19 protein-coding genes and 1 pseudogene are annotated in these 19,541 nt (G+C 71.2%); 7 read left to right on the top strand and 13 right to left on the bottom strand.

All coding sequences use genetic code 11. From position 1 onward, the window contains the following. Window positions 1-155 precede the first annotated feature (155 nt). Window positions 156-1,709 carry a Rieske 2Fe-2S domain-containing protein gene (locus ACFY36_RS28160; protein WP_499748915.1) on the bottom strand — a complete coding sequence of 518 codons (1,554 nt, stop codon included), beginning with the start codon at window positions 1,707-1,709 and terminating at the stop codon, window positions 156-158. Window positions 1,710-1,835: 126 nt separating this feature from the next. Here ACFY36_RS28160 and ACFY36_RS28155 point away from each other — a divergent pair, with 126 nt between their 5' ends. Next, window positions 1,836-2,072 (top strand): DUF2631 domain-containing protein, encoded by a 237-nt coding sequence (locus ACFY36_RS28155; RefSeq protein ID WP_245922800.1) that lies wholly within the window; start codon window positions 1,836-1,838, stop codon window positions 2,070-2,072. Between the two features lie 46 nt (window positions 2,073-2,118). Here the strand turns inward: ACFY36_RS28155 and ACFY36_RS28150 are convergent, their stop codons facing one another. The 8 genes from ACFY36_RS28150 to ACFY36_RS28115 all read right to left on the bottom strand — a co-directional run bounded on the left by ACFY36_RS28150 (window position 2,119) and on the right by ACFY36_RS28115 (window position 9,552). Next, on the bottom strand, window positions 2,119-3,297 hold the full coding sequence (locus ACFY36_RS28150) for a DivIVA domain-containing protein (RefSeq protein ID WP_499748914.1): 1,179 nt from the start codon (window positions 3,295-3,297) through the stop codon (window positions 2,119-2,121). A gap of 37 nt (window positions 3,298-3,334) precedes the next feature. After that, window positions 3,335-4,510 (bottom strand): dual-specificity RNA methyltransferase RlmN, encoded by a 1,176-nt coding sequence (gene rlmN / locus ACFY36_RS28145; protein ID WP_499748913.1) that lies wholly within the window; start codon window positions 4,508-4,510, stop codon window positions 3,335-3,337. Window positions 4,511-4,541: 31 nt separating this feature from the next. Then, on the bottom strand, window positions 4,542-5,513 hold the full coding sequence (locus tag ACFY36_RS28140; RefSeq protein ID WP_499748912.1) for a phosphatidate cytidylyltransferase: 972 nt from the start codon (window positions 5,511-5,513) through the stop codon (window positions 4,542-4,544). Further along, window positions 5,513-6,070 (bottom strand): ribosome recycling factor, encoded by a 558-nt coding sequence (gene frr / locus ACFY36_RS28135; protein WP_499748911.1) that lies wholly within the window; start codon window positions 6,068-6,070, stop codon window positions 5,513-5,515. The genes ACFY36_RS28140 and frr overlap by 1 nt, the downstream gene beginning before the upstream one ends. A 53-nt stretch (window positions 6,071-6,123) precedes the next feature. Continuing rightward, window positions 6,124-6,840: a UMP kinase gene (gene pyrH, locus ACFY36_RS28130; protein ID WP_097318489.1), complete on the bottom strand. Its 717-nt coding sequence runs from the start codon at window positions 6,838-6,840 to the stop codon at window positions 6,124-6,126. A 104-nt stretch (window positions 6,841-6,944) separates the two neighbouring features. Beyond that, window positions 6,945-7,775 carry a translation elongation factor Ts gene (tsf, locus tag ACFY36_RS28125; protein WP_499748910.1) on the bottom strand — a complete coding sequence of 277 codons (831 nt, stop codon included), beginning with the start codon at window positions 7,773-7,775 and terminating at the stop codon, window positions 6,945-6,947. Between the two features lie 35 nt (window positions 7,776-7,810). After that, complete coding sequence (gene rpsB, locus ACFY36_RS28120) at window positions 7,811-8,728, bottom strand: 30S ribosomal protein S2 (protein ID WP_499748909.1); 918 nt, start codon at window positions 8,726-8,728, stop codon at window positions 7,811-7,813. Window positions 8,729-8,937: 209 nt separating this feature from the next. Then, entirely contained in the window at window positions 8,938-9,552 is a 615-nt protein-coding gene (locus tag ACFY36_RS28115; RefSeq protein ID WP_499748908.1) for a hypothetical protein, read from the bottom strand. 145 nt (window positions 9,553-9,697) lie between these two features. On the opposite strand from ACFY36_RS28115, the gene ACFY36_RS28110 reads away from it, so the two are divergent. Genes ACFY36_RS28110 through dprA form a run of 3 tightly spaced genes read left to right on the top strand, consistent with a single transcriptional unit; the run spans window position 9,698 to window position 12,778 of the window. Next, complete coding sequence (locus ACFY36_RS28110) at window positions 9,698-10,057, top strand: YraN family protein (protein ID WP_499748907.1); 360 nt, start codon at window positions 9,698-9,700, stop codon at window positions 10,055-10,057. Then, window positions 10,057-11,568, top strand: coding sequence for a YifB family Mg chelatase-like AAA ATPase (locus ACFY36_RS28105; RefSeq protein WP_499748906.1), 1,512 nt, complete (start codon window positions 10,057-10,059; stop codon window positions 11,566-11,568). The genes ACFY36_RS28110 and ACFY36_RS28105 overlap by 1 nt, the downstream gene beginning before the upstream one ends. Next, complete coding sequence (gene dprA, locus ACFY36_RS28100) at window positions 11,561-12,778, top strand: DNA-processing protein DprA (protein ID WP_499748905.1); 1,218 nt, start codon at window positions 11,561-11,563, stop codon at window positions 12,776-12,778. Before ACFY36_RS28105 ends, dprA begins: the two co-directional genes overlap by 8 nt. A gap of 72 nt (window positions 12,779-12,850) precedes the next feature. Here the strand turns inward: dprA and ACFY36_RS28095 are convergent, their stop codons facing one another. After that, window positions 12,851-13,036, bottom strand: a complete 186-nt coding sequence (locus ACFY36_RS28095; protein ID WP_097318473.1) for a DNA-binding protein — start codon at window positions 13,034-13,036, stop codon at window positions 12,851-12,853. A 2,278-nt stretch (window positions 13,037-15,314) separates the two neighbouring features. On the opposite strand from ACFY36_RS28095, the gene ACFY36_RS28090 reads away from it, so the two are divergent. Further along, a complete protein-coding gene (locus ACFY36_RS28090; RefSeq protein ID WP_499748904.1) occupies window positions 15,315-15,719 on the top strand; it encodes a winged helix-turn-helix domain-containing protein in 405 nt (134 codons plus the stop codon). Window positions 15,720-15,974: 255 nt separating this feature from the next. Here ACFY36_RS28090 and ACFY36_RS28085 read toward each other — a convergent pair whose 3' ends face one another. Continuing rightward, a complete protein-coding gene (locus ACFY36_RS28085) occupies window positions 15,975-16,412 on the bottom strand; it encodes a pyridoxamine 5'-phosphate oxidase family protein (protein ID WP_499748903.1) in 438 nt (145 codons plus the stop codon). A 38-nt stretch (window positions 16,413-16,450) separates the two neighbouring features. Continuing rightward, a complete protein-coding gene (locus ACFY36_RS28080) occupies window positions 16,451-16,939 on the bottom strand; it encodes a DUF6636 domain-containing protein (protein ID WP_499748902.1) in 489 nt (162 codons plus the stop codon). A gap of 67 nt (window positions 16,940-17,006) precedes the next feature. On the opposite strand from ACFY36_RS28080, the gene ACFY36_RS28075 reads away from it, so the two are divergent. Continuing rightward, entirely contained in the window at window positions 17,007-17,936 is a 930-nt protein-coding gene (locus ACFY36_RS28075; protein WP_499748901.1) for a tyrosine recombinase XerC, read from the top strand. Between the two features lie 17 nt (window positions 17,937-17,953). After that, a complete protein-coding gene (locus tag ACFY36_RS28070; RefSeq protein WP_499748900.1) occupies window positions 17,954-19,141 on the top strand; it encodes an aminotransferase class V-fold PLP-dependent enzyme in 1,188 nt (395 codons plus the stop codon). Here ACFY36_RS28070 and ACFY36_RS28065 read toward each other — a convergent pair. Beyond that, window positions 19,118-19,531, bottom strand: a pseudogene (locus ACFY36_RS28065) (murein hydrolase activator EnvC family protein); the annotation flags it as partial. The gene ACFY36_RS28070 and the pseudogene ACFY36_RS28065 sit on opposite strands and share 24 nt — an antisense overlap. Between the last annotated feature and the right edge of the window lie 10 nt (window positions 19,532-19,541).

Raw genomic sequence — 19,541 nt, 5'->3', positions numbered from 1 at the left:
AGCCGCACCCCGCGCGGGGTGCGGCTTTTGGGCGTAACCACTTACGCACGTCGCCGTGGCGGGGTGAGCGTTCTGGGCGCGCAGCGCCCTGCTCGCCCCGGCGCGGCCCTCGGCGGGAGCAGCGGACCGTACGCCCCACCCCGCTACGACATCGGTTATTCGCTCTTCGAAGCTCGGATCTTGTGGCCGACGCTCGTCAGGCAACGCCCGCTGGGGAGATCGAATTTCCAGCCGTGCAGCTGGCAGGTGAGGACGTTGCCGTCGACCATGCCGAAGCGGCTCAGATCGGCCTTGAGGTGCGGGCAGCGGCGCTGGACGGTCCAGTCGCCGAACTGGGTGTCCTCGGCCTCGACGGCCTTCTCGTGCTCGTCGTACCAGCCCTCGGCGTACTGCAGGCGCTCCTCGGAGAGGCACTTGAAGAACGCGTAGACGAACTCGTTGTACTGGCCGATGCGGGCGGCGGAGAAGCGGCAGCTCAGGAACAGCGAGTTGACCCAGTCACCCTCGTCGATGTGGATGAGGTGCTCGACCAGGGCACGGCCGGTCTTGAAGCGGTAGCGGACCTTCTCGCCGGCGTACGGGCGGACCTGCTTGCCGGGGAAGTCGACCACGATCGACTCGAGGATCTCGCCGGTCGGGCCGAAGCTGTCGGTGAAGTCGAAGCGGACCGGGCCGCCGACGCCCTGCGCCATGTAGATCGACTCTTCGAGCAGGGGCTCGATGCGCTTCTTGAGCTCGCCCAGCACGTCGATCTCGGGGTGCTTCCAGGACGCCTTCTCGGCCTCGATGATCGGGGCCTTGCGCACGCGCATCTCTTCGAGGTGCTGCTTCTTGTTGGCGAAGAACTCGTCGACCGGGACCGGGTGCGTGGTCGTGGCGTCTTTCTCGGACAACTCGGTCGTCGAGCCGGGAAGCAGGACGATGCCGTTCGTGCCGCCGACCTTGGCGTACTCGGTCATGAAGACCGACTGGTCGGGGAAGATGTTGCCCTCGTCACCGAAGATGTCGTTGAACTGGTAGAGATCGTCGTCGAGGAAGCAGGGCGGGCCGGCGATCGGGAAGACGTGGTCGGCCTTCAGGTCGTCGATGTAGCGCCAGGTGCGGTCGAACTGACGGTCGCGCTTCTGCTTGCCGAACGCGGTCTTGGCGGCGTCGGGCAGCTCGTAGACCATCGGGTACCAGATCGCGCCGGAGAACTGCAGCATGTGCGCGTGCACGTGGCCGAGCTCGGCGAAGCGGCTCAGGTCGGACGGGCGCGCGTCGTTCTGGTTGAGCACCCGGATGCCGTCGTGCTCGACCCACAGCGACGAGTCGCCGATCGGGCCGTCGGTGGGGCTGATCAGCGCCTGGATCATGATCTTCAGGCCGCCGTCGAGCTCGTGCACCTCGTCCGACTTCGTCCGCAGGAAGCTGGTGAAGCCCAGCTCCCGCAGCTCGTCCTCGAGCTGGCTGGTCGGATATTCCGGCAGCAGGACGGTCGCCTTCTTGTTGATGTAACGCTTGAGGTGCTTCGCGTCGAAGTGGTCGCGGTGCAGGTGCGACACGTAGAGATAGTCGACGTCGCCCAGCGTGTCCCAGTCGAGCTGAGAATTGTCCGGGAATGGGAACCATGAGGCGAAGAATGCGGGATTGACCCATGGATCGCACAGAATGCTGCCGGCGGCGGTGTCGATCCGCATGCTCGCGTGTCCAGTGCCTGTGATCCGCACCGTTTACTCCCTCGATCCAAGAACCCGACCGCATCGAAGGTACCGGGTCCGGGTTGGTGGGCCGCGCGCGGAGCCGCCGTGCGAGACTGAGCTGTAGTGAGAACGCCTTCAAGGAAGGACTCCGGCGTGTCTGCGGAAGAACATGAAGAGGTCTACGCGCCCGATCAGCTCAAGCCGGGCAACCGGAGGCGGGGACAGAAGGGCGCGATCATCTCGGCGATCGTCATCCTGATGTTCTTCTGGGGCAACCACGAGGGCAACACCGAGAACATCTGGCTCGTCGTCTTCGCGGTCGGCCTGGTCGTCGCGGTGATCGCCGACGCGGTGCTGCGCCGCCGGGGGCTGCGCCCGAGCGAGCAGTAAAGCTCAGCTTCACGAAAAAAGGGGCCCGTCAGGGCCCCTTTTCCGTTTACCGGCGTCTGGTGAGGATGTCCTTGACCTCGCGCAGCGCGGCGTCGACCTCGGCCTCGAAATAGCCGCCCGGCACCAGGCCGAACTGCAACATGTCAAGATCGTTTTCCGGTACGGGCATCGGCCCGCGCCCGGTCATCGCCTGCAGGATGCCTTCGAACAGCCGGTCGACCTGCATCGGGTCGTATCCGCTGCCGAAGCGGCGGGGCTGGAACGTGCGGCGCAGCTGGTCGACCCGGTAGAGCTCGCCACCCGGCTCGCCCATCGGCGGCGGGAGCTGCGGCTGCGGCGGGCCGCCGTAACCACCGCCCTGCGGCGGGCCGCTCATCGGGGCGTTGCCCATCGGCGGGCCACCCATCGGCGGCGGGGCGCCGTAGCCGCGCGGGTCCTGCTCTCGCGGCATGCGGATCTCGGCCGTCATGTCGGTCTTGCCGTGCCGGCCCGCCTCGAAGCCGTCGAAGCCGCCCGTGTTGTCGAAACCACCGGTGTTGTCGAAGCCCTGGTCGTAGCCGCCCTGGTCGTAACCGCGCGGATCGTAGGAGGGCGGCGGGGGCTGCTGGGCCGGGCGCTGCGGCAGCTGGGGCTGCGGCGGCTGGCCGTAGCCGGTCGGCTCGTCGAAGCGGCCACCGTACGGGTCGGAGGGCGGCATCTGACCACGCTGCGGCTGCATGCGGTCGGGCGGCGCCATGCGGTCGGGAGGCGGCATACGGTCGGGCGGCGCCATCCGGTCCGGCGGCGCCATGCGGTCGGGCATGCGGTCGTCGCGGATCGGCGGGGCGGGCAGGCGCTCGGTGGGCGGCGCCATCCGCCCGGCGGCGGCCGCGTTCACGCCGCCGGTGTTGGCCCCGGCCGGTGGGCGCGCGAAGCTGCCCGTGGTGAGGCCGCCGCGGAGCGAGTCACGCATCGGGTCGGGCGCGGGGGCGCCACGGCCGCCGCGGTCCTCGAGCTCGGCCAGCTGACGCTCGACGCGGTCAAGGTGGAGGTCGACCTGCCACTCGTCGTAGCCGCCGAAGCGCACGCGGAAGACCACGTCGTGCACCTCCTGCGCGCCCACGGGCGGACCGGACTGCTCGCCGGCCAGGGTCGCCTCGACCCGGTCCAGGAAGGCGTCGACCTCATCGACCTTGTAGCCGCGGCGCAGCGCACGCCGCCGGAAACGCTGCCCCTGACTCGTCACAACGTCTCCCACTCCGCTCGCTGGGACCTGAGCCCAGTCACTGTGCCACCTCCGCGTCGGCGGCGCCCCCAGCGCTCGCCTCCGTAAGCTCGCCCGCGGCCAGCTGGCCGCACGCGCCGTCGATCTCCCGGCCCCGGGTGTCGCGAACCGTCGTCGACACACCGGCCTCACGAAGGCGGCGGACGAACTCGCGCTCGACCGGTTTCGGGCTCGCATCCCACTTGCTGCCCGGTGTCGGGTTGAGCGGGATGAGATTCACATGCGCCAGCTTGCCGTGCAAGAGCTTGCCGAGCAGGTCGGCACGCCATGGCTGATCGTTGACGTCCCTGATCAGGGCGTACTCGATCGAGATCCGGCGTCCCGTCTGCGCCGCGTAGTCGAACGCGGCATCGAGCACCTCGGCCACCTTCCAACGCTGGTTGACGGGTACTAGCTCATCGCGCAGATCATCATCGGGGGCGTGCAGGGACAACGCAAGAGTCACGTTCAGGTCTTCGGCCGTCAGGCGGCGCATAGCGGGCACTAGTCCCACGGTGGAGACGGTTATGTGCCGTTGCGAAAGTCCCAGGCCCTCCGGGGCCGGGGTGGTCAGCCGGCGTACCGCCTCGATGACCCTGGGGTAGTTGGCCAGGGGCTCGCCCATGCCCATGAACACCACGCGGGACAGCCGCGGCGGTGAACCGGTGACCGCGCCCGAGGCGGCGACACCGGCCAGGTAAACGACCTGGTCGACGATCTCGGCGACCGACAGGTTGCGGGTCAGTCCCTGCTGGCCGGTCGCGCAGAACGGGCAGGCCATGCCGCAGCCCGCCTGGCTGGAGACACAGGCGGTCACCCGGTCGGGGTAGCCCATGAGCACGCTCTCGACCAGCGCGCCGTCGTGCAGCCGCCACAGCGCCTTCCGCGTGGCGCCGTCGTCGCAGGCCAGCTCGCGGACCGGGGTCAGCAGTGTGGGCAGCAGGTCGCCGGTCAGCCGGGCGCGCGTCTTGGCCGGCAGGTCGGTCATCTCGTCGATGTCGCGCACGAGCCGGCCGAAGTAGTGGGTGGAGAGCTGCTTCGCGCGGAACGCGGGCTCGCCGAGGGCGGTCACCGCGGCCTGACGGGCGGCGAGGTCCATGTCGGCGAGGTGGCGCGGGGGCATGGCGGGGCGGCGACGGGTGGTGACCGCATCGGGCTTGTCGGGGCTGGTCGGGATGACCGGAAGAATCGTCATGGCAGAACAAGTCTCGCACGCTCGGGGAAGTTCACTGGGCCCACGCGATCAGGGCGAAGAGGAGGTACGCGGTGGGCACGGCGAACAGGATCGAATCGAGCCGGTCCATCAGGCCGCCGTGTCCGGGCAGCAGGTTGCTCATGTCCTTGACGCCCAGGTCGCGCTTGAGCATCGACTCGGCCAGGTCGCCGACGACGGCGACCACCGAGATCAGGGCGCCGAAGAGAAGGCCCCAGTAGACCTGGATGTCGAGCAGGAAGTAGAGCAGCAGCGCGCTGCCGATCGCCGAGGCGCAGACCGAGCCGGCGAAGCCCTCCCACGTCTTGCCGGGGCTGATCGACGGGGCCATCTTGTGCTTGCCGAAGAAGACACCGGTCGCGTAGCCGCCGGTGTCGGAGAGCACGACCGCCAGCAGCGTGCAGAGCACCCGCCACTGGCCCTTGTCGTGGTCGGGGAGGAACAGCAGGATGCCGAAGCTGAGCAGGAACGGCACGTAGACCGCGACCAGCACGCTCGCCGTCAGATCGCGGCGGAACGCTTCGGCGCCGTCGGCCAGCCGCCAGACCATCGCGGCCAGCACGGTGACGACCAGGCCGATCAGCAGAGCGTCGGTGCCGCTGTACCAGGCCAGGCCGGTCATCAGGACCGAGCCGCCGATCAGCGGGACGGCCGGCGCGTTGGCGCCGCCCGAGCGCAGGGCCCGGGTCATCTCCCAGACGCCGACGCCGGACGCGACGACGATCACAGCGAAGAAAGCGGGCTCCCAGAAGATCAGGGAGGCCAGGACCACGACGACGAGGCCGACGCCGACGCCGATGGCGGCCGGCAGGTTGCGCCCGGCACGACTGGTCGTGGGCTCGCCTCCCTTACCGGCACGGCGCTTGCCCGGGCCCTTCTTGGAGGGCTCGACCACCGGCATCTGGCTGGTCGGGGCGTCCTCGGCCGCGTGCCAGGCCGTGTCGTCGCCGGAGGTGCGCCCGGCACGCGGATCGAGGTAAGACATCAGACCTCGAGCAACTCGGATTCCTTGTGCTTGACGAGCTCGTCCACGACGGCGACGTAACGGTGGGTCACGTCTTCGAGCTCCTTCTCGGCCCGGCGGCCCTCGTCCTCACCGGTTTCGCCGTCCTTGACCAGGCGGTCGATCTGCTCCTTGGCCTTGCGGCGCACGTTACGGATGGCCACCCGGCCCTCCTCCGCCTTGGACCGCGCGACCTTGATCATCTCGCGGCGGCGCTCCTCGGTCATCTGCGGCAGGTGGATGCGCAGCTGGGTGCCCTCGTTGTTGGGGTTAACACCGAGGTCCGAGTCACGGATCGCCCGCTCGATCGGCCCGAGCTGGGACGTGTCGTAGGGCTTCACGATCACCATGCGCGGCTCCGGGACGCCGACCGAGGCCATCTGCGTCACCGGCGTGGGCGCGCCGTAGTAGTCCACCAGGATCTTGGAGAACATGGCCGGAGTGGCCCGCCCCGTGCGAATGGCGGCGAACTCCTCCTTGGCGTGCTCGACCGCGCTCTCCATCTTTTCCTCGGCCTCGAAGAGGGTCTCGTCGATCACCGGCTCTTCTCGCCTCCTAGCTTCTTCTCGGTGGTGCGGGGATGTCAGGGAGCTCAGGCGGTGATCAGAGTGCCGATCTTGTCGCCACTCACGGCACGCACGATGGTGTCGTCGCCCTCGGCGCCGAAGACGAGCATCGGCAGCTTGTTCTCCTCGCAGAGGCTGAAGGCGGCCTGGTCGGCGACCCGCAGCCCGCGCTGGAGGATCTCCTGGTAGGTGGCGCTGTCGAGCTTCTGCGCGGTGGGGTCGATACGCGGATCGGCCGTGTAGACGCCGTCGACACCGTTCTTGCTCATCAGCACGATGTCCGCGTGGATCTCGAGGGCGCGCTGGGCGGTGACGGTGTCGGTGGAGAAGTACGGCATGCCGGCGCCGGCGCCGAAGATGACCGCGCGGCCCTTCTCGAGGTGGCGGATGGCGCGCAAAGGGATGTACGGCTCGGCGACCTGGGCCATCGTGATCGCGGTCTGCACCCGCGTCTCGATGCCTTCCTTCTCGAGGAAGTCCTGCAGGGCGAGCGCGTTCATCACGGTGCCGAGCATGCCCATGTAGTCGGCCCGGTTGCGGTCCATGCCGCGCTTCTGGAGCTCGGCGCCGCGGAAGAAGTTGCCGCCGCCGACCACGACGGCGACCTGGATGCCCCGGCGGATGACGGTGGCGATCTGGCCGGCGATGCCCTGCACGACGTCGGGGTCGACGCCGACCGCGCCACCGCCGAACACCTCGCCGGAGAGCTTCAGCACGACGCGCTTGGGCTTGTCGGTCACCATCGGGACCCGCCTTCCGTTAGTACTCAGCTGAGACCTTATGCGAGGAGGAGGCCGGACGCGGTACCGCGTTCCCGGCCTCCCTAGCCTCTAGCTCGGCGGCCGGATTACTCCTGGCCGACCTCGAACCGGACGAAACGGGTGATGTTCAGCCCGGCCTCGTCCGCGATCTGCTTGACCGTCTTCTTGTTGTCGACGACCGACGACTGCTCGAGCAGGACGAAGTCCTTGAAGAAGGAGTTCACCCGGCCCTCGACGATCTTGGGCAGAGCCTTCTCGGGCTTGCCCTCCTCCTTGGCGGTCTCCTCGGCGATGCGGCGCTCCGAGTCGACGACCTCGGCCGGCACGTCCTCACGGGTGAGGAAGCGCGGGCGCATGGCGGCGATCTGCATGCCGATGCCGCGGGCGTCCGCGTCGGCCGCCTCGTCGTTCTTGCCCGAGTACGCCACCAGGACGCCGACCTGCGGCGGCAGGTCCTGCGCCTTGCGGTGCAGGTAGACCGCGACGGTGCCGTCGACGACCACGAAGCGGTTCAGGACGATCTTCTCGCCGATCTTCGCCGCGTAGTCCTGGATGGTGTCGGCGACCGACTTGCCGTCCTCGAGCACCGCGGCCGAGAGAGCGGCGGCGTCGGCGACCTTGTTCTTCGCGCCGAACTCGACCAGACGCTGGCCCAGCGCGACGAAGTCGGGGGTCTTGGCGACGAAGTCGGTCTCGCAGTTGAGCTCGAGAAGCGCGTTCTCGAAGTGCGACACGATGCCGTTGGCCGCGGTGCGGCCGGCGCGCTTGCCGACGTCCTTGGCACCCTTGATGCGCAGGAACTCGACAGCCTTGTCGAAGTCGCCGTCCGCCTCGTCGAGGGCCTTCTTGCAGTCCATCATGCCGGCAGCGGTCAGATCGCGGAGCTTCTTCACGTCCGCGGCGCTGTAGTTAGCCATGACTCTCTCTCGATGTCAGTTCGGGTTTGGCTGACTTACTCGGCGGGGGTGGCAGCGGCCGGCACGGGCTCGGCCTTCTCGGCCTTCTCGGCGTCCGCAGCCTCCGCGGCGGGAGCCTCGGCAGCCGGGGCCTCCGCGGCCGGAGCCTCGGCGGCCTTCTTCTCCGCGCCCTCGTACAGGTCGCGCTCCCACTCGGGCAGCGGCTCGCCGGCGGCGACGGTGCCCGGCTCGGGCTTCTCGTCGGCGCCACCACGGCCACGGCCGGAGCGGGCGATGAGACCGTCGGCCACGGCGGCGGCGATGACCTTGGTCAGCAGCTCGGCCGAGCGGATCGCGTCGTCGTTGCCCGGGATCGGGAAGTCGACCTCGTCCGGGTCACAGTTGGTGTCCAGCACCGCGATGACCGGGATGCCCAGCTTGCGGGCCTCGTCGACGGCGATGTGCTCCTTCTTGGTGTCCACGACCCAGATCGCCGACGGCGTCTTGGTCATGTCACGCAGACCACCGAGGGTCTTGGTGAGCTTGGTCTTCTCGCGGAAGAGCTGCAGGGTCTCCTTCTTGGTGTACCCGGCGGCGGTGCCGCTCAGGTCACCCAGGGCCTCGAGCTCCTTCATGCGCTGAAGGCGCTTGTACACCGTCTGGAAGTTGGTGAGCATGCCGCCCAGCCAGCGGTGGTTCACGTACGGCTGGCCCACCCGGGTCGCCTGCTCGGCGATGGCCTCCTGGGCCTGCTTCTTGGTGCCGACGAAGAGGATGTGGCCACCCTCGGCGACGGTGTCACGCACGTACGCGTAGGCCTTCTCGATGTAGTCGAGGGTCTGGCGCAGGTCGATGATGTAGATACCGTTGCGCTCGGTGAAGATGAAGCGCTTCATCTTCGGGTTCCAGCGGCGGGTCTGGTGCCCGAAGTGGACACCGCTCTCCAGCAGCTGGCGCATGGTCACGACGGCCATGGTGGGTTGCTCCCTGTCGTCCCTGGTTGGCGCGCTCACCGGCGGTGAGCGCCCTGGCGCCCGGTCGCCGGCCACAGTCGGACCCGAGATGATCGAGACCAGGGAGGGCCGTCGCCGCCGGAGTCGGAGGGACCCGGCGGAGGGCACGCGAGGTCGGCCGCGCTAGGCGGTCGCCGGCAACCAGCATACGCCAAGCTTCTGGCGGCCTCCTACGCCGTCGCCAGTCCGGCCGCCACGAGCAGGATCAACCCCACCGGGAGGTACGCCACCGGCGGGCGCACCCACGCCTCGCGGGTGATCGAACCGCCCTTGGCCACCGCGAACAGTCCGATGCCGGTCAGCGTGAAGCCCAGAGTGAGCAGAACCGCGGGCACGATCGCGCCGGCCGCCGGGTCACCGGTGAAAGTCGCGTCGAACAGAAGGCGTACCACCGGAATCAACAGGACGATCATGACGATCGCGACGAGGAAGGACGTCGTGGAGCGCTTGGACTGATAGACGGGGGCGCGCGGCGTGACCGGCGGCACCAGGGTGGTGGGCTCGGCCACCTTCTCCTCGGCCGTCGCCGGTGGCTTGATGGTCGGATATTCCGGCCCCCGGACCGGGACCCGCACGTCCGTCTCGGCCGGCCGGGCATGACTGCCGGTCGTCTCCGGCCGCTGTTCGGGCAGGCGGAACGCGCCGCTCGGCCGCTCATGGATGCCCGAGTCGTACGGGTTGCCGATCTGATGGGAACCGGAGACGTCGGGGCCGGTGCCCCGGGAGTACTGACCGCCCGAGTACCAGCTCGGCTCGGACTCGTCGGCGTAGCGGTGTCCTTCCACGATGTCGCAACTTAGGTGACCACGGTCGCCGATGCCACACGTGGGCCCATAACACACCGATCCGGTGACTCTGCGGTTTTCCACAATCGCGCTCCGTCCACAGGGCCGGGGGCACGCGGCTCTCGTTCCGGGCACGGTGTCCGCCATGACGACGCAAAGACGGGCGGTGGGCGCGTACGGCGAGCGGGTCGCCGCCCAGCATCTCCGAGATCTGGGACTGGTGGTCCTCGACCAGAACTGGCGCTGCGCCGAGGGCGAGCTCGATCTCGTGCTGCGCGACGGCGACGACCTGGTCATCTGCGAGGTCAAGACCCGGCTCGGCGACGGCTACGGCCGGCCCGCCGAGGCCATCACCCCGCGCAAGGTCCGCAAACTGCGGCAGCTCGCCCGGCGCTGGCTCGACGAGAGCGGTGTGCACCCGCGCGACGTCCGCTTCGACGTGGTCGAGGTGATGCCGCAGAAGAAGGGCGCCACTCAGATCAACCACACCCGCGGGGCGTTCTGATGAGCTACGCCCGCGTGCTCTGCGCCGGCCTGGTCGGCATGTCCGGGCACATCGTGGAGGTGGAGGCCGACCTCTCCCCCGGCCTGCCGGCGGTGGTGCTGACCGGGCTGCCCGACACGGCCCTGCACGAGGCCCGCGACCGGGTGCGGGCGGCCGTGGTCAACTCGGGGCGGCAGTGGCCGAACCGCCGGATCACGGTCAATCTGCTCCCGGCCGCCGTGCCCAAACACGGCAGCGCCTTCGACCTGGCCATCGCCACCGCCCTGCTGGCCAGCGCGGGCGAGTTGCCGCTGGCCCCGCTGCAGGGCGTCGTGGTCCTCGGTGAGCTGGGCCTGGACGGCGCCGTGCGCCCGGTCCGCGGGGTGCTGCCCATGGTGGTCACGGCGGCCGCCGCCGGCATAGACAGCGTCGTCGTGCCGATCGGCAACGCGCGTGAGGCGGCCGTCGTGCCCGGGGTGACCGTGCGCGCCGTCGACAGCCTGCGCCGCCTGGTCGCCTTCGTCCGCGACGGTGGCGAGTTGCTCGAACCGCCACCACCCGCGCCGTCCACTCCCCCGGCCGGCCCCGACCTCTCCGACATCGCCGGGCAGGAGCTGGGACGCTACGGGCTGGAGGTCGCGGCCGCCGGCGGGCACCATCTGTCGCTGTTCGGGCCGCCGGGCGCCGGCAAGACGATGCTGGCCGAGCGTCTCCCCTCCCTCCTGCCCGAACTCCACGACGAGGCGGCGCTCGAGGTCACGGCGCTGCACTCGATCGCCGGGCGGCTCCCACCGGACGCGGGACTGATCCGCCGGCCACCGTTCCAGTCCCCTCACCACACCGCCAGCACGGCCGCCTTGATCGGAGGCGGCAGCGGCATCCCCCGGCCGGGAGCACTGTCGCTGGCCCACCGCGGCGTCCTCTTCCTCGACGAGGCCCCGGAGATCCTCAACTCGACGTTGCAGGCCCTGCGCCAGCCGCTGGAGACCGGCCAGGTGGTGCTGGGGCGGGCCAAGGGGACGATCCAATATCCGGCCCGCGTGCAGCTGGTGACGGCGGCCAACCCGTGCCCCTGCGCCAGCCCGGCCGGCGACCAGCACTGCACCTGCACGCCCCTGGTGCGCCGGCGCTACCTGTCCCGGCTGTCGGGGCCGCTGCTCGACCGGATCGACATCCGGCTGACCCTGCAGCCGTTGACGGCCGCTCAGTTGCTGACGGCGAGCACGCCGGCGGCGGCGTCGGCCGTGGCGGCGGAACGGGTGGCCAAGGCGCGGGCGGCCGCCACGGCCCGCTGGGACCGGGTCAACGGCGAGGTGCCGGGGTCGCAGCTGCGGCGGGCGCCCTGGCGGTTGCCGGCCTCCGACACCACGGAGCTTCAGAGGGCGCTCGACCGGGGCATGCTGTCGGCCCGCGGCTTCGACCGGGTGCTGCGGCTGGCCTGGACGATCGCCGACCTGGACGGGCGGAACCGGCCCACCCGCGACGAGGTCACCGAGGCGATCCAGCTCCGGATGGGCGAGAGTCATGGCTGACGACCGGGAACGGGCGGCCCGGGTGGCGCTGACCTGGCTGGCCGAGCCGGGCAGCCGGATCGTGTGGTCGCTTGTGGAGGAACACGGCGCGCCCGAGGCCCTCGACCGGCTGGTGCGCGGCGTAGTGGAAAGCAAGGCGATCCAGGCGGCCGTACGACAGCATGAGGCCGACCTCGAACCCAGGCGGCTCCGGGAGCTGACGGTCGGGCGGGCGCGGCAGCTCGGCGCGCGGATCGTGGTGCCGTCCGACGAGGAGTGGCCGCGGCGGGTCGACTCGCTGGCCACGCTGTCGTTGGAGGGCAAAGGCCGGATCTTGGAGGACGTACGCCCGCCGTTGTGCCTCTGGGTGCGCGGAGCGTGGCCGTTGGGCGAGACGCTCGAGAGGTCGGTGGCGGTGGTCGGTGCGCGAGCGGCGACGGGGTACGGCACGCATGTCAGCGGCGAGATCGCGTTCGGCCTGGCCGAGAAGGGCTGGACGGTGGTGTCGGGCGGCGCGTTCGGCATCGACGCGGCGGCGCACCGGGCGGCGATGGCGGCCGACGGCCGGACGGTCGCGGTGCTGGCGTGCGGGGTCGACCGCCCGTACCCGGCCGGGAACTCGGCGATGTTCGAGCGCATCGCGGAGACCGGCCTGCTGATCAGCGAGTGGCCGCCGGGCGCCGAGCCGTTGCGGCACCGCTTCCTGATCCGCAACCGGGTGATCGCGGCCGCGACGGTCGGCACGGTGATGGTGGAGGCGGCGGCCCGCAGCGGGGCGGCGCAGACGCTGAGCCGGGTGCTGGCCCTGAACCGGACGGCGATGGTGGTGCCCGGACCGGTGACGTCGGCGGTCTCGGTGGGCTGCCACGAGCTGCTGCGCGAACGCCCGGAGGCGATCCTGGTGACCGGCGCCGGTCACGTCCTGGAGGCGGTGGGCCGGATCGGCGAATATCTGGCCGATCCGCCGCGCGGCCCCGCGCACCCGCGCGACGCGCTGGACGAGGAGTCGGCGCTGGTGCTGGAGGCGGTTCCGAGACGGGGTACGGCCTCACCCGAGGAACTGGCGGCCAAGGCCGGAGTGGACCTGCGGACCGTACTGCGCCGACTGTCCCTTCTGGAGGTGGCCGGTCTGGTCGAGCGCCGCGGAGCCGCGGGCGTCGCCCTGACACGGGCGCGGGCCTCACCCAGGCCCTGCCCGGAGGACGAGGCACCGCCCGATTGGCATGGTTGAGGGGCGACGAGCCTCACGGCCCGGTCGCCCGGAATCACCGGCGGCGCGGACCGGGGCCCGCGCCGGACGGGGTCAGTCTTCGGAGTCGTCCAGGTCCCGGCGATGTACCTTCATCCACGCCTCCACGTCGTCGGTCATCCACACCTTGCCCTGAGCAAGATCGGCGACCGGCTTGGGGAAGTCGGCGCGGCTGGTGATCTGGTACGCACGCTGCCGGCTGACCCCACCCAGACGGATGCGGATCTCGTGCGCCCCCATGAGCCTGATCGGTTTCGCTGCCACATGATCGACCGTAGGCGCGAGACTATTAGTCAGTCATAAAGTTGATAGGAGACATCTAGTCATGGGTCATCTAAGCTGTCATCATGACTAGGCGACGCCAGAGCCACCCACCGGTGCCCGTGTCACCCACACATCGGCGTGCGTGGCGCACCCTCTGGCGCCGATGCACCTGCGGTTTACCCGCTCCATGCGTCGACAGCCTGGTCCCCGCGCCACCCTTGCCCTTCCCCCTTCGCGACCCGTTCCAGCAGCGGGCTTTCCCATGCCTGCCACACCGCGATCCGCTCCATCCACGAGCTTTCGCCTCTCCGCCCGGCCCCAGCCTCTTCCCCTCTTCCACCCACCGGCGGTACTCGGCCCATCCCTTCGCGGCCCGCAGTCATCCCCAGATCCGCCCTGAGCTTTTCCCGTCCCCACCCGACACCGATCCGACACAGCAGAGGAGGTCATCAGGCCGAACCCCGGTATCCCTGCCACACATGCCGCCCGGCGGGCTCAGCCCTCCCTTCGCGGAGGCCCCCTACCCGCCGGGCGGCAACCCTCCATTCCCTCCCTGATCCACACACCCAACGGGGGCGGCCGCCGTCACTCCAGCCGGCCTGACGGCGGCCGGTCCCCCTGACCCGCCACCTAGCGCCGCTCTCCCGCCGTCAACCACGGGAGAGCAGACGGCCACGCAACACGGCCGGCGCCAGATAAAGACCCACAGTGCTTCCCGACGTCTGGCGGCGCCGGGAGGCCACCCCGACGGCGGGCGCCGGGCCCTGATCCCGACCGGCACCCGCCAGAGGAACGGCGGTGGGCGTAGGCGACCCGCCCACCGCCACAGAGCTCGGACCATCGTCCCGCGCCTCCCGGCACGCGGCCGGTGGTCCGAGCCAAACCCCCAAGGCCCAGACAGAAGCGCAGCCCAACAACAGCCACCACCCTCGCGCAACACCCACCGAAAGCCGGCCGAGCACACCAGCACAACGCGATTCGGCAAGAACCACCTCAGCACGACGCGACGCAGAACAGATCGACCCGCCACGACGCGACGCTGCACGGATCGACCCGCCACGACGCGACGCTGCACGGATCGACCCGCCACGACGCGGCGCTGCACGGATCGACCCGGCACGGCCCGGCGCGGCCCGGCGCGGCCCGGCGCGACGCGGGTCGGCCCGGCGCGACGCGGGTCGGCGCGACGCGGGTCGGCCCGGCGCGGGAAGCACGGGTCGGCCCGGCGCGGGACGCACGGATAGGCCCGGCGCGGCGCGGCGCGACGCTGGACGGCCCGGGGCTATGCGGCGCGGTGCTGCACGGGTCAGCCCGGCGCGGTCCGGTCCGGTGCGGCGCGGCCCGGCACGGCGCGGGTCGGCCCGGCGCGGTGCGGGTCGGCCCGGCGCGGTGCGGGTCGGCCCGGCGCGGTGCGGGTCGGCCCGGCGCGGTGCGGGAAGCACGGGTCGGCCCGGCGCGGGACGCACGGATAGGCCCGGCGCGGCGCGGCGCGACGCTGGACGGCCCGGGGCTATGCGGCGCGGTGCTGCACGGGTCAGCCCGGCGCGGTCCGGTCCGGTGCGGCGCGGCCCGGCGCGGCCCGGCGCGGCGCGGCCCGGCGCGGCGCGGCCCGGCGCGGCCCGGCGCGGCGCGGCCCGGCGCGGCCCGGCGCGGCGCGGGTCGGCCCGGCGCGGCGCGACGCTGCACGGCCCGAGACGGCGTGGCGTGGCGTGGTTCGGCGTGGATCGGCACTGAACTGCACGGCACAACCCGGCACAGTTGGCCCGACGCGGCGCGACCCTGACCAGCGCGGCGCGGCGCGACCCTGATCAGCGCGGCGCGGCGCGGGCCTTACCAGCGCGGCGCAGCGCGGGCCTTACCAGCGCGGCACCGGCGGGCCGCAGCGACGTGGCTCGGCCTGTCGACTTGATCGGCGCATGTGGCATTGGGGGGATCTGGCTCGGCGGTGTGCGCGGTGCGGCCTGGCAGCGATCACGAGTGAACTGGCGCTGCTTGTCGATCGGCGGTCGGCGGGGCTGGGGTGCGGCGTTGGCCAAGGGCCTCGGTGGAAGTTGAGCACCTGGGTGGACGGCCACGTTGGAAGGTGTGATTGAACGGGCGACGGCCGGGCCGACGGCACTGATGCGCTCGGTGGACTGTCGCCCGCCCCGCCGCGCGATCAAGCTCGGCCTTCTCAAGCGCGGCCCGTTCATCGTACTAACGCCTGGTCGTACGTACAATATGACGGAGCGACGTGATCACGTAAACTGTGAACATGATCGATCCTTCAGCGGACCGCGCGGTGTTTCGCCAGTTGGCTGATTTGCTTCGCGATCAGATCGAGTCGGGGGCGCTCGGGCCCGGCGAACCGCTGCCCAGTGAGTTGCGGCTGGCGCAGGAGTACGGGATCAGCCGCACCACCGTTCGCCAAGCTATCGGTCAGCTGCGGACGGAAGGACTTGTCACCGTCGATCGGCCTCGCGGCACGTTCGTCCGCGTGCCGGAACCGACCGAGCTGATCACCCTGGCCCGGGGTGAGCGGGCCGGCGCACGCATGCCCACCGACGCCGAACGGCGCAAATACCGGCTGGGCGAGGGCGTCCCGGTCCTGGTGGTCACCGCCGCCGACGGCACCGAGACCGTTCACCCGGCCGACCGCGTCCAGCTCACCCGCCCCTGATCGTCGCCGGCCGCACGAGCACGGCGACATAGCCGCTCCGGCATGGCACCACGGTGGCCCGACGCGCCGCCGCCAAGAACGCCGGCCTGTTACGCCGCCACGGGGGAATCGCCAGCGGGCAGGCCCGGGGCTTCTCGCGGCGGTCTTTTCCTGGCCCTGACCGGCGCGGCTTCGGTCGCCGCCTCGGCCGCGCCCGCCGGCGCGGCCTCGCCTGACAGGCCGCCGCGGAAACGACCCGGCCAGGTGTGACGCACCTCAGCGACGAACTCGGCGCTGGTGGCCTCGGCCTGTGTGCCAAGTTTCGATGACCAGGTGGTCGGCGGGGGTGCCCACGTATGTCAGGACCACCTCATGGATGTCCAGGCGGAACGCGCCGGCCGATGTCGTCTCTACCGCCAGGCCGGCCAGCTTGGCGTCGCCGAGGCCGGTCTCCGGGGCGCCCGAAGGTGGCTCCAGCGTGGGGGCGTGCATGGCCATGCGCGGGTCTCGGCGCAGGTCCATCAACTTCACCGCGCCGGGCATCGAGCCGAACGTCAGCTCGCCCGACTCGAACACGGCCTCGATGGCGCTGATGCGCGGGGCGCCGTCGCGGCGCAAGGTGGCGATGGTCTTGTTTGTTCCGGCGTCGAACAGGGCCCTCACGCGCTGCGCGAAGGCGGGTGCGTCCTTCTCGATTTCTGCCCAGGTGGCCATGGGGTGGACCCTAGGCCGGGGGTACGACAGTTCTCTTGTCAGAACAGGTCGTAGTCGGCCCGGGCCAGGCCGAAGCCGTGATTCGACTTTGTGTCCTCGCAGGTCAGTGCCTGGGCCGTGCTGTCGCAACGGATCGAGCCGGCGCGCAGGGCCTCCCCGTAGTCCAGCGTTCGGGCGGCCGTGCCGGCCAATGTGTCGCCCGCGCAGGTGAAGCCGGCCTTTCCGGACTCCAGGTACATGCCGTTGCCCCAGGCCTGGCGGCAGTCTTCGGGCTGCGGTGGCGGTGACCAGTTCTTGTCGAAGATGTCGCAGCGGACCTCGTTCGTGGTCAGCGCGCACACGATGTTCCTCGACGGGGACTGGAACGTCGCCTCGGTGACCTCCTTCACCGGGCTGCCCAGGCCGGCGACGGCCGACGGCAGCGGCGACGGTGACGAGCTCGCGGGTGTGGGTGTGCCGTCGAGAAGCGAGCAACCGGAGAGGGCGGCCAGCAGGGCCAGGGCCGGGAAGTGGCGATAGCGTGCCATGGTGATCGGCAGTGTAGCCAGCGTGGCCGCTTGACGAAGGCCGGGTCGAACGATGACGGTCGACACGATGGATACGCGGGACATGCACGAGCGGCTACCGGAGGCGATGCGGCAGGCCGTCGACGACTTCGGGCATCATCTGGCGCGGGTCGACAACCGGTCGGCCCACACCGTACGGGCCTACCTGGGTGACGTGGTCTCGCTGCTGAACCACGCGGTCCGCCACGACGTGACCTCGCTCGGCGATCTCGACCTCGGTGTGCTGCGGTCGTGGCTGGCGGCCCGGATGCGGGACGGCGCGGCCCGGTCGTCCCAGGCCAGGCGGGCGACCGCGGCGCGGGTCTTCACCGCGTGGGCGTTGCGCACCGGGCGGACCGGATCCGACCCGGGGGTCCACCTCACCAGCCCGCGGGCCCACCGTGCCCTGCCGACCGTTCTGCGCGCCGAGCAGGCCGCCGCCCTGGTGGAACAAAGTGCGGCCGAGGGGCCGGACGCCGTCGCCCTGCGGGACCGGGCGGTGCTGGAACTGCTTTACGCGACCGGCGTACGGGTCAGCGAGCTCTGCGGCCTCGACCGCGCCGACCTCGACGAGTCGCGGCGGCTCGTGCGGGTCTTCGGCAAGGGCGCCAAGGAACGCGCCGTCCCTTATGGCGTGCCGGCTCAGCGCGCCCTCGACGACTATCTGCGGCACGGCCGCCCCCATCTGACCGGGAAAGCCGCCGACGACGCCCTTTTCCTCGGGGTCAAGGGCGGACGGCTCCAGCCGACCGTCGTGCGGCGGATCGTCGACGCGGCGGCCCGGGAGGCGGGGCTGCCGCACACCAGCCCGCACGATCTGCGGCACTCGGCGGCCACGCACCTGCTCGACGGCGGGGCCGATCTGCGCGCCGTGCAGGAACTGCTCGGGCACTCCTCGCTGTCCAGCACCCAGATCTACACGCACGTGTCGACCGAACGGCTCCGGGCCGCCTTCAAACAGGCGCACCCCCGGGCGTGACCCCGTACGATCGGAGTGTGAGCGCCGGAGAACCGCCCGCAGCCCTCCCCGGCGCCCGTCTTCTGTTCTCGCTCGATCCGGGCGTGTCCTATCTCAACCACGGCTCCTTCGGCGCCGTCCCGATCGGGGTGCAGCGCGCCCAGCAGCGCCTGCGCGACGAGGTCGACGCCAACCCGATGGCCTTCTACGCCGGCGAGGGGCTGATGGACCGGGTCGTCCATACCCGACGGCATCTCGCCTCTTTTCTCGGCGCCGACCCGGACGGCAGCGCCCTCGTCGCCAACACCACCACCGGCGTCTCCCTCGTCCTGAACTCGGTGCGGCTCGAGTCGGCCGACGAGGTGCTGCTCACCGACCACGGCTACGGCTCTGTCTTCTTCGCCGCGCGCCGGCAGTGCCGCCGGGCCGGCGCCACCGCCCGGACCGTCGCCCTGCCGCTGGGCGCGAGCAGCGCCGAGGTCGTCTCCCGCATCCGGGCCGCGCTGCGGCCGGGCAAGACCAAGCTGCTCATCGTCGACCAGATCGCGTCGGCCACCGCCGCCTGCCTTCCGGTGCGGGAGATCGTCGCCGCCGCGCACGAGCACGACATCCCGGTGCTGGTCGACGCCGCGCACGTGCCGGGGCACCTGCCGGTCGAGGTGGCCGCGATCGGCGCCGACTTCTGGGTCGGCAACCTGCACAAGTGGGCCTTCGCCCCGCGCGGCACGGCCCTGCTCTCGGTCGCCCCGCAGTGGCGGCGCCGGATGGAGCCCTTGGTCGTCTCGTGGGAGCAGGACGAGGGCTACCCGCTGGCCGTCGAATATCAGGGCACCATCGACTACACGCCCTGGCTGGCCGCGCCGTCCGGCCTGTTCACGCTCCGCACGCTCGGCTGGGAGGCTGTACGACGCCACAATGCAGCCCTGGCGGCGTACGGCCAAAAGGTCCTGGGTGAGGCCTTGGGCGTGACCGATCTCCCCCACCCTGGCCATCCGGAGGTCGCCATGCGCGTCGTGCCGCTGCCGTCGGGTCTGGCCACCACCGCGCCCGAGGCGTACGCGCTGCGCACCCTGATCGCCGAGAAGCTGGCCGCGGAGACCCAGGTGAACGCCTGGGGCGGGCGTGGCCTGCTCCGGCTGAGCGCGCAGGTCTACAACCGGGCCGAGGAGTACGACCGGCTGGCCGAGCGGCTGCCGCAGTTGCTACACGGGCTGAAGCGGCAGTAGTCGCACCCGGCCCAGGCCTAGCAGCGCCAGCGGATCGAGGTAGAGCTCACCGCGCCGAAGACCCCAGTGCAGGCCCGGATGGCCGGCCTCGAGAAAGCCGATCACGGCCCCGCCGGCCACCACGTCGCCCCGGGCCACCGTGGCGCTCACCGGCTCGTATGTGGTCCGCAGACCACCGGCGTGGGCGACGCTGATGACGCCACGCCCGGCCAGCTCACCGGCGAAGACCACCGTTCCGGGACCGGCCGACGAGACGGGTGTGCCCGGCGAGCCCGACAGATCGACCCCGCGGTGCCCGGCCAGCCATGGCTGTGGGGGCGGATCGAACCGGCGCACCACTGTGGGTGGCGAGACGGGCCAGCCGAAGGACAGGACGGCGAGAAGGAGACCGAGGAAGGGC

Origin of the sequence: Actinoplanes sp. NPDC000266 (assembly GCF_042899005.1) — a bacterium.
GTDB lineage: Bacteria > Actinomycetota > Actinomycetes > Mycobacteriales > Micromonosporaceae > Actinoplanes.
The sequence above is the reverse complement of the archived record's forward strand: the minus strand, read 5'-3'. Positions and strand labels throughout refer to the sequence as shown.

Coding starts and splice junctions, on each gene's coding strand:
- rpsB (WP_499748909.1), bottom strand. CDS start 8,728: ATGGCCGTCGTGACCATGCGCCAGCTGCTGGAGAGCGGTGTCCACTTC.
- ACFY36_RS28095 (WP_097318473.1), bottom strand. CDS start 13,036: ATGGGGGCGCACGAGATCCGCATCCGTCTGGGTGGGGTCAGCCGGCAG.
- ACFY36_RS28080 (WP_499748902.1), bottom strand. CDS start 16,939: ATGGCACGCTATCGCCACTTCCCGGCCCTGGCCCTGCTGGCCGCCCTC.
- ACFY36_RS28140 (WP_499748912.1), bottom strand. CDS start 5,513: ATGTCTTACCTCGATCCGCGTGCCGGGCGCACCTCCGGCGACGACACG.
- rlmN (WP_499748913.1), bottom strand. CDS start 4,510: ATGACGATTCTTCCGGTCATCCCGACCAGCCCCGACAAGCCCGATGCG.
- ACFY36_RS28110 (WP_499748907.1), top strand. CDS start 9,698: ATGACGACGCAAAGACGGGCGGTGGGCGCGTACGGCGAGCGGGTCGCC.
- ACFY36_RS28085 (WP_499748903.1), bottom strand. CDS start 16,412: ATGGCCACCTGGGCAGAAATCGAGAAGGACGCACCCGCCTTCGCGCAG.
- ACFY36_RS28090 (WP_499748904.1), top strand. CDS start 15,315: ATGATCGATCCTTCAGCGGACCGCGCGGTGTTTCGCCAGTTGGCTGAT.
- dprA (WP_499748905.1), top strand. CDS start 11,561: ATGGCTGACGACCGGGAACGGGCGGCCCGGGTGGCGCTGACCTGGCTG.
- pyrH (WP_097318489.1), bottom strand. CDS start 6,840: ATGGTGACCGACAAGCCCAAGCGCGTCGTGCTGAAGCTCTCCGGCGAG.
- ACFY36_RS28105 (WP_499748906.1), top strand. CDS start 10,057: ATGAGCTACGCCCGCGTGCTCTGCGCCGGCCTGGTCGGCATGTCCGGG.
- tsf (WP_499748910.1), bottom strand. CDS start 7,775: ATGGCTAACTACAGCGCCGCGGACGTGAAGAAGCTCCGCGATCTGACC.
- ACFY36_RS28075 (WP_499748901.1), top strand. CDS start 17,007: ATGGATACGCGGGACATGCACGAGCGGCTACCGGAGGCGATGCGGCAG.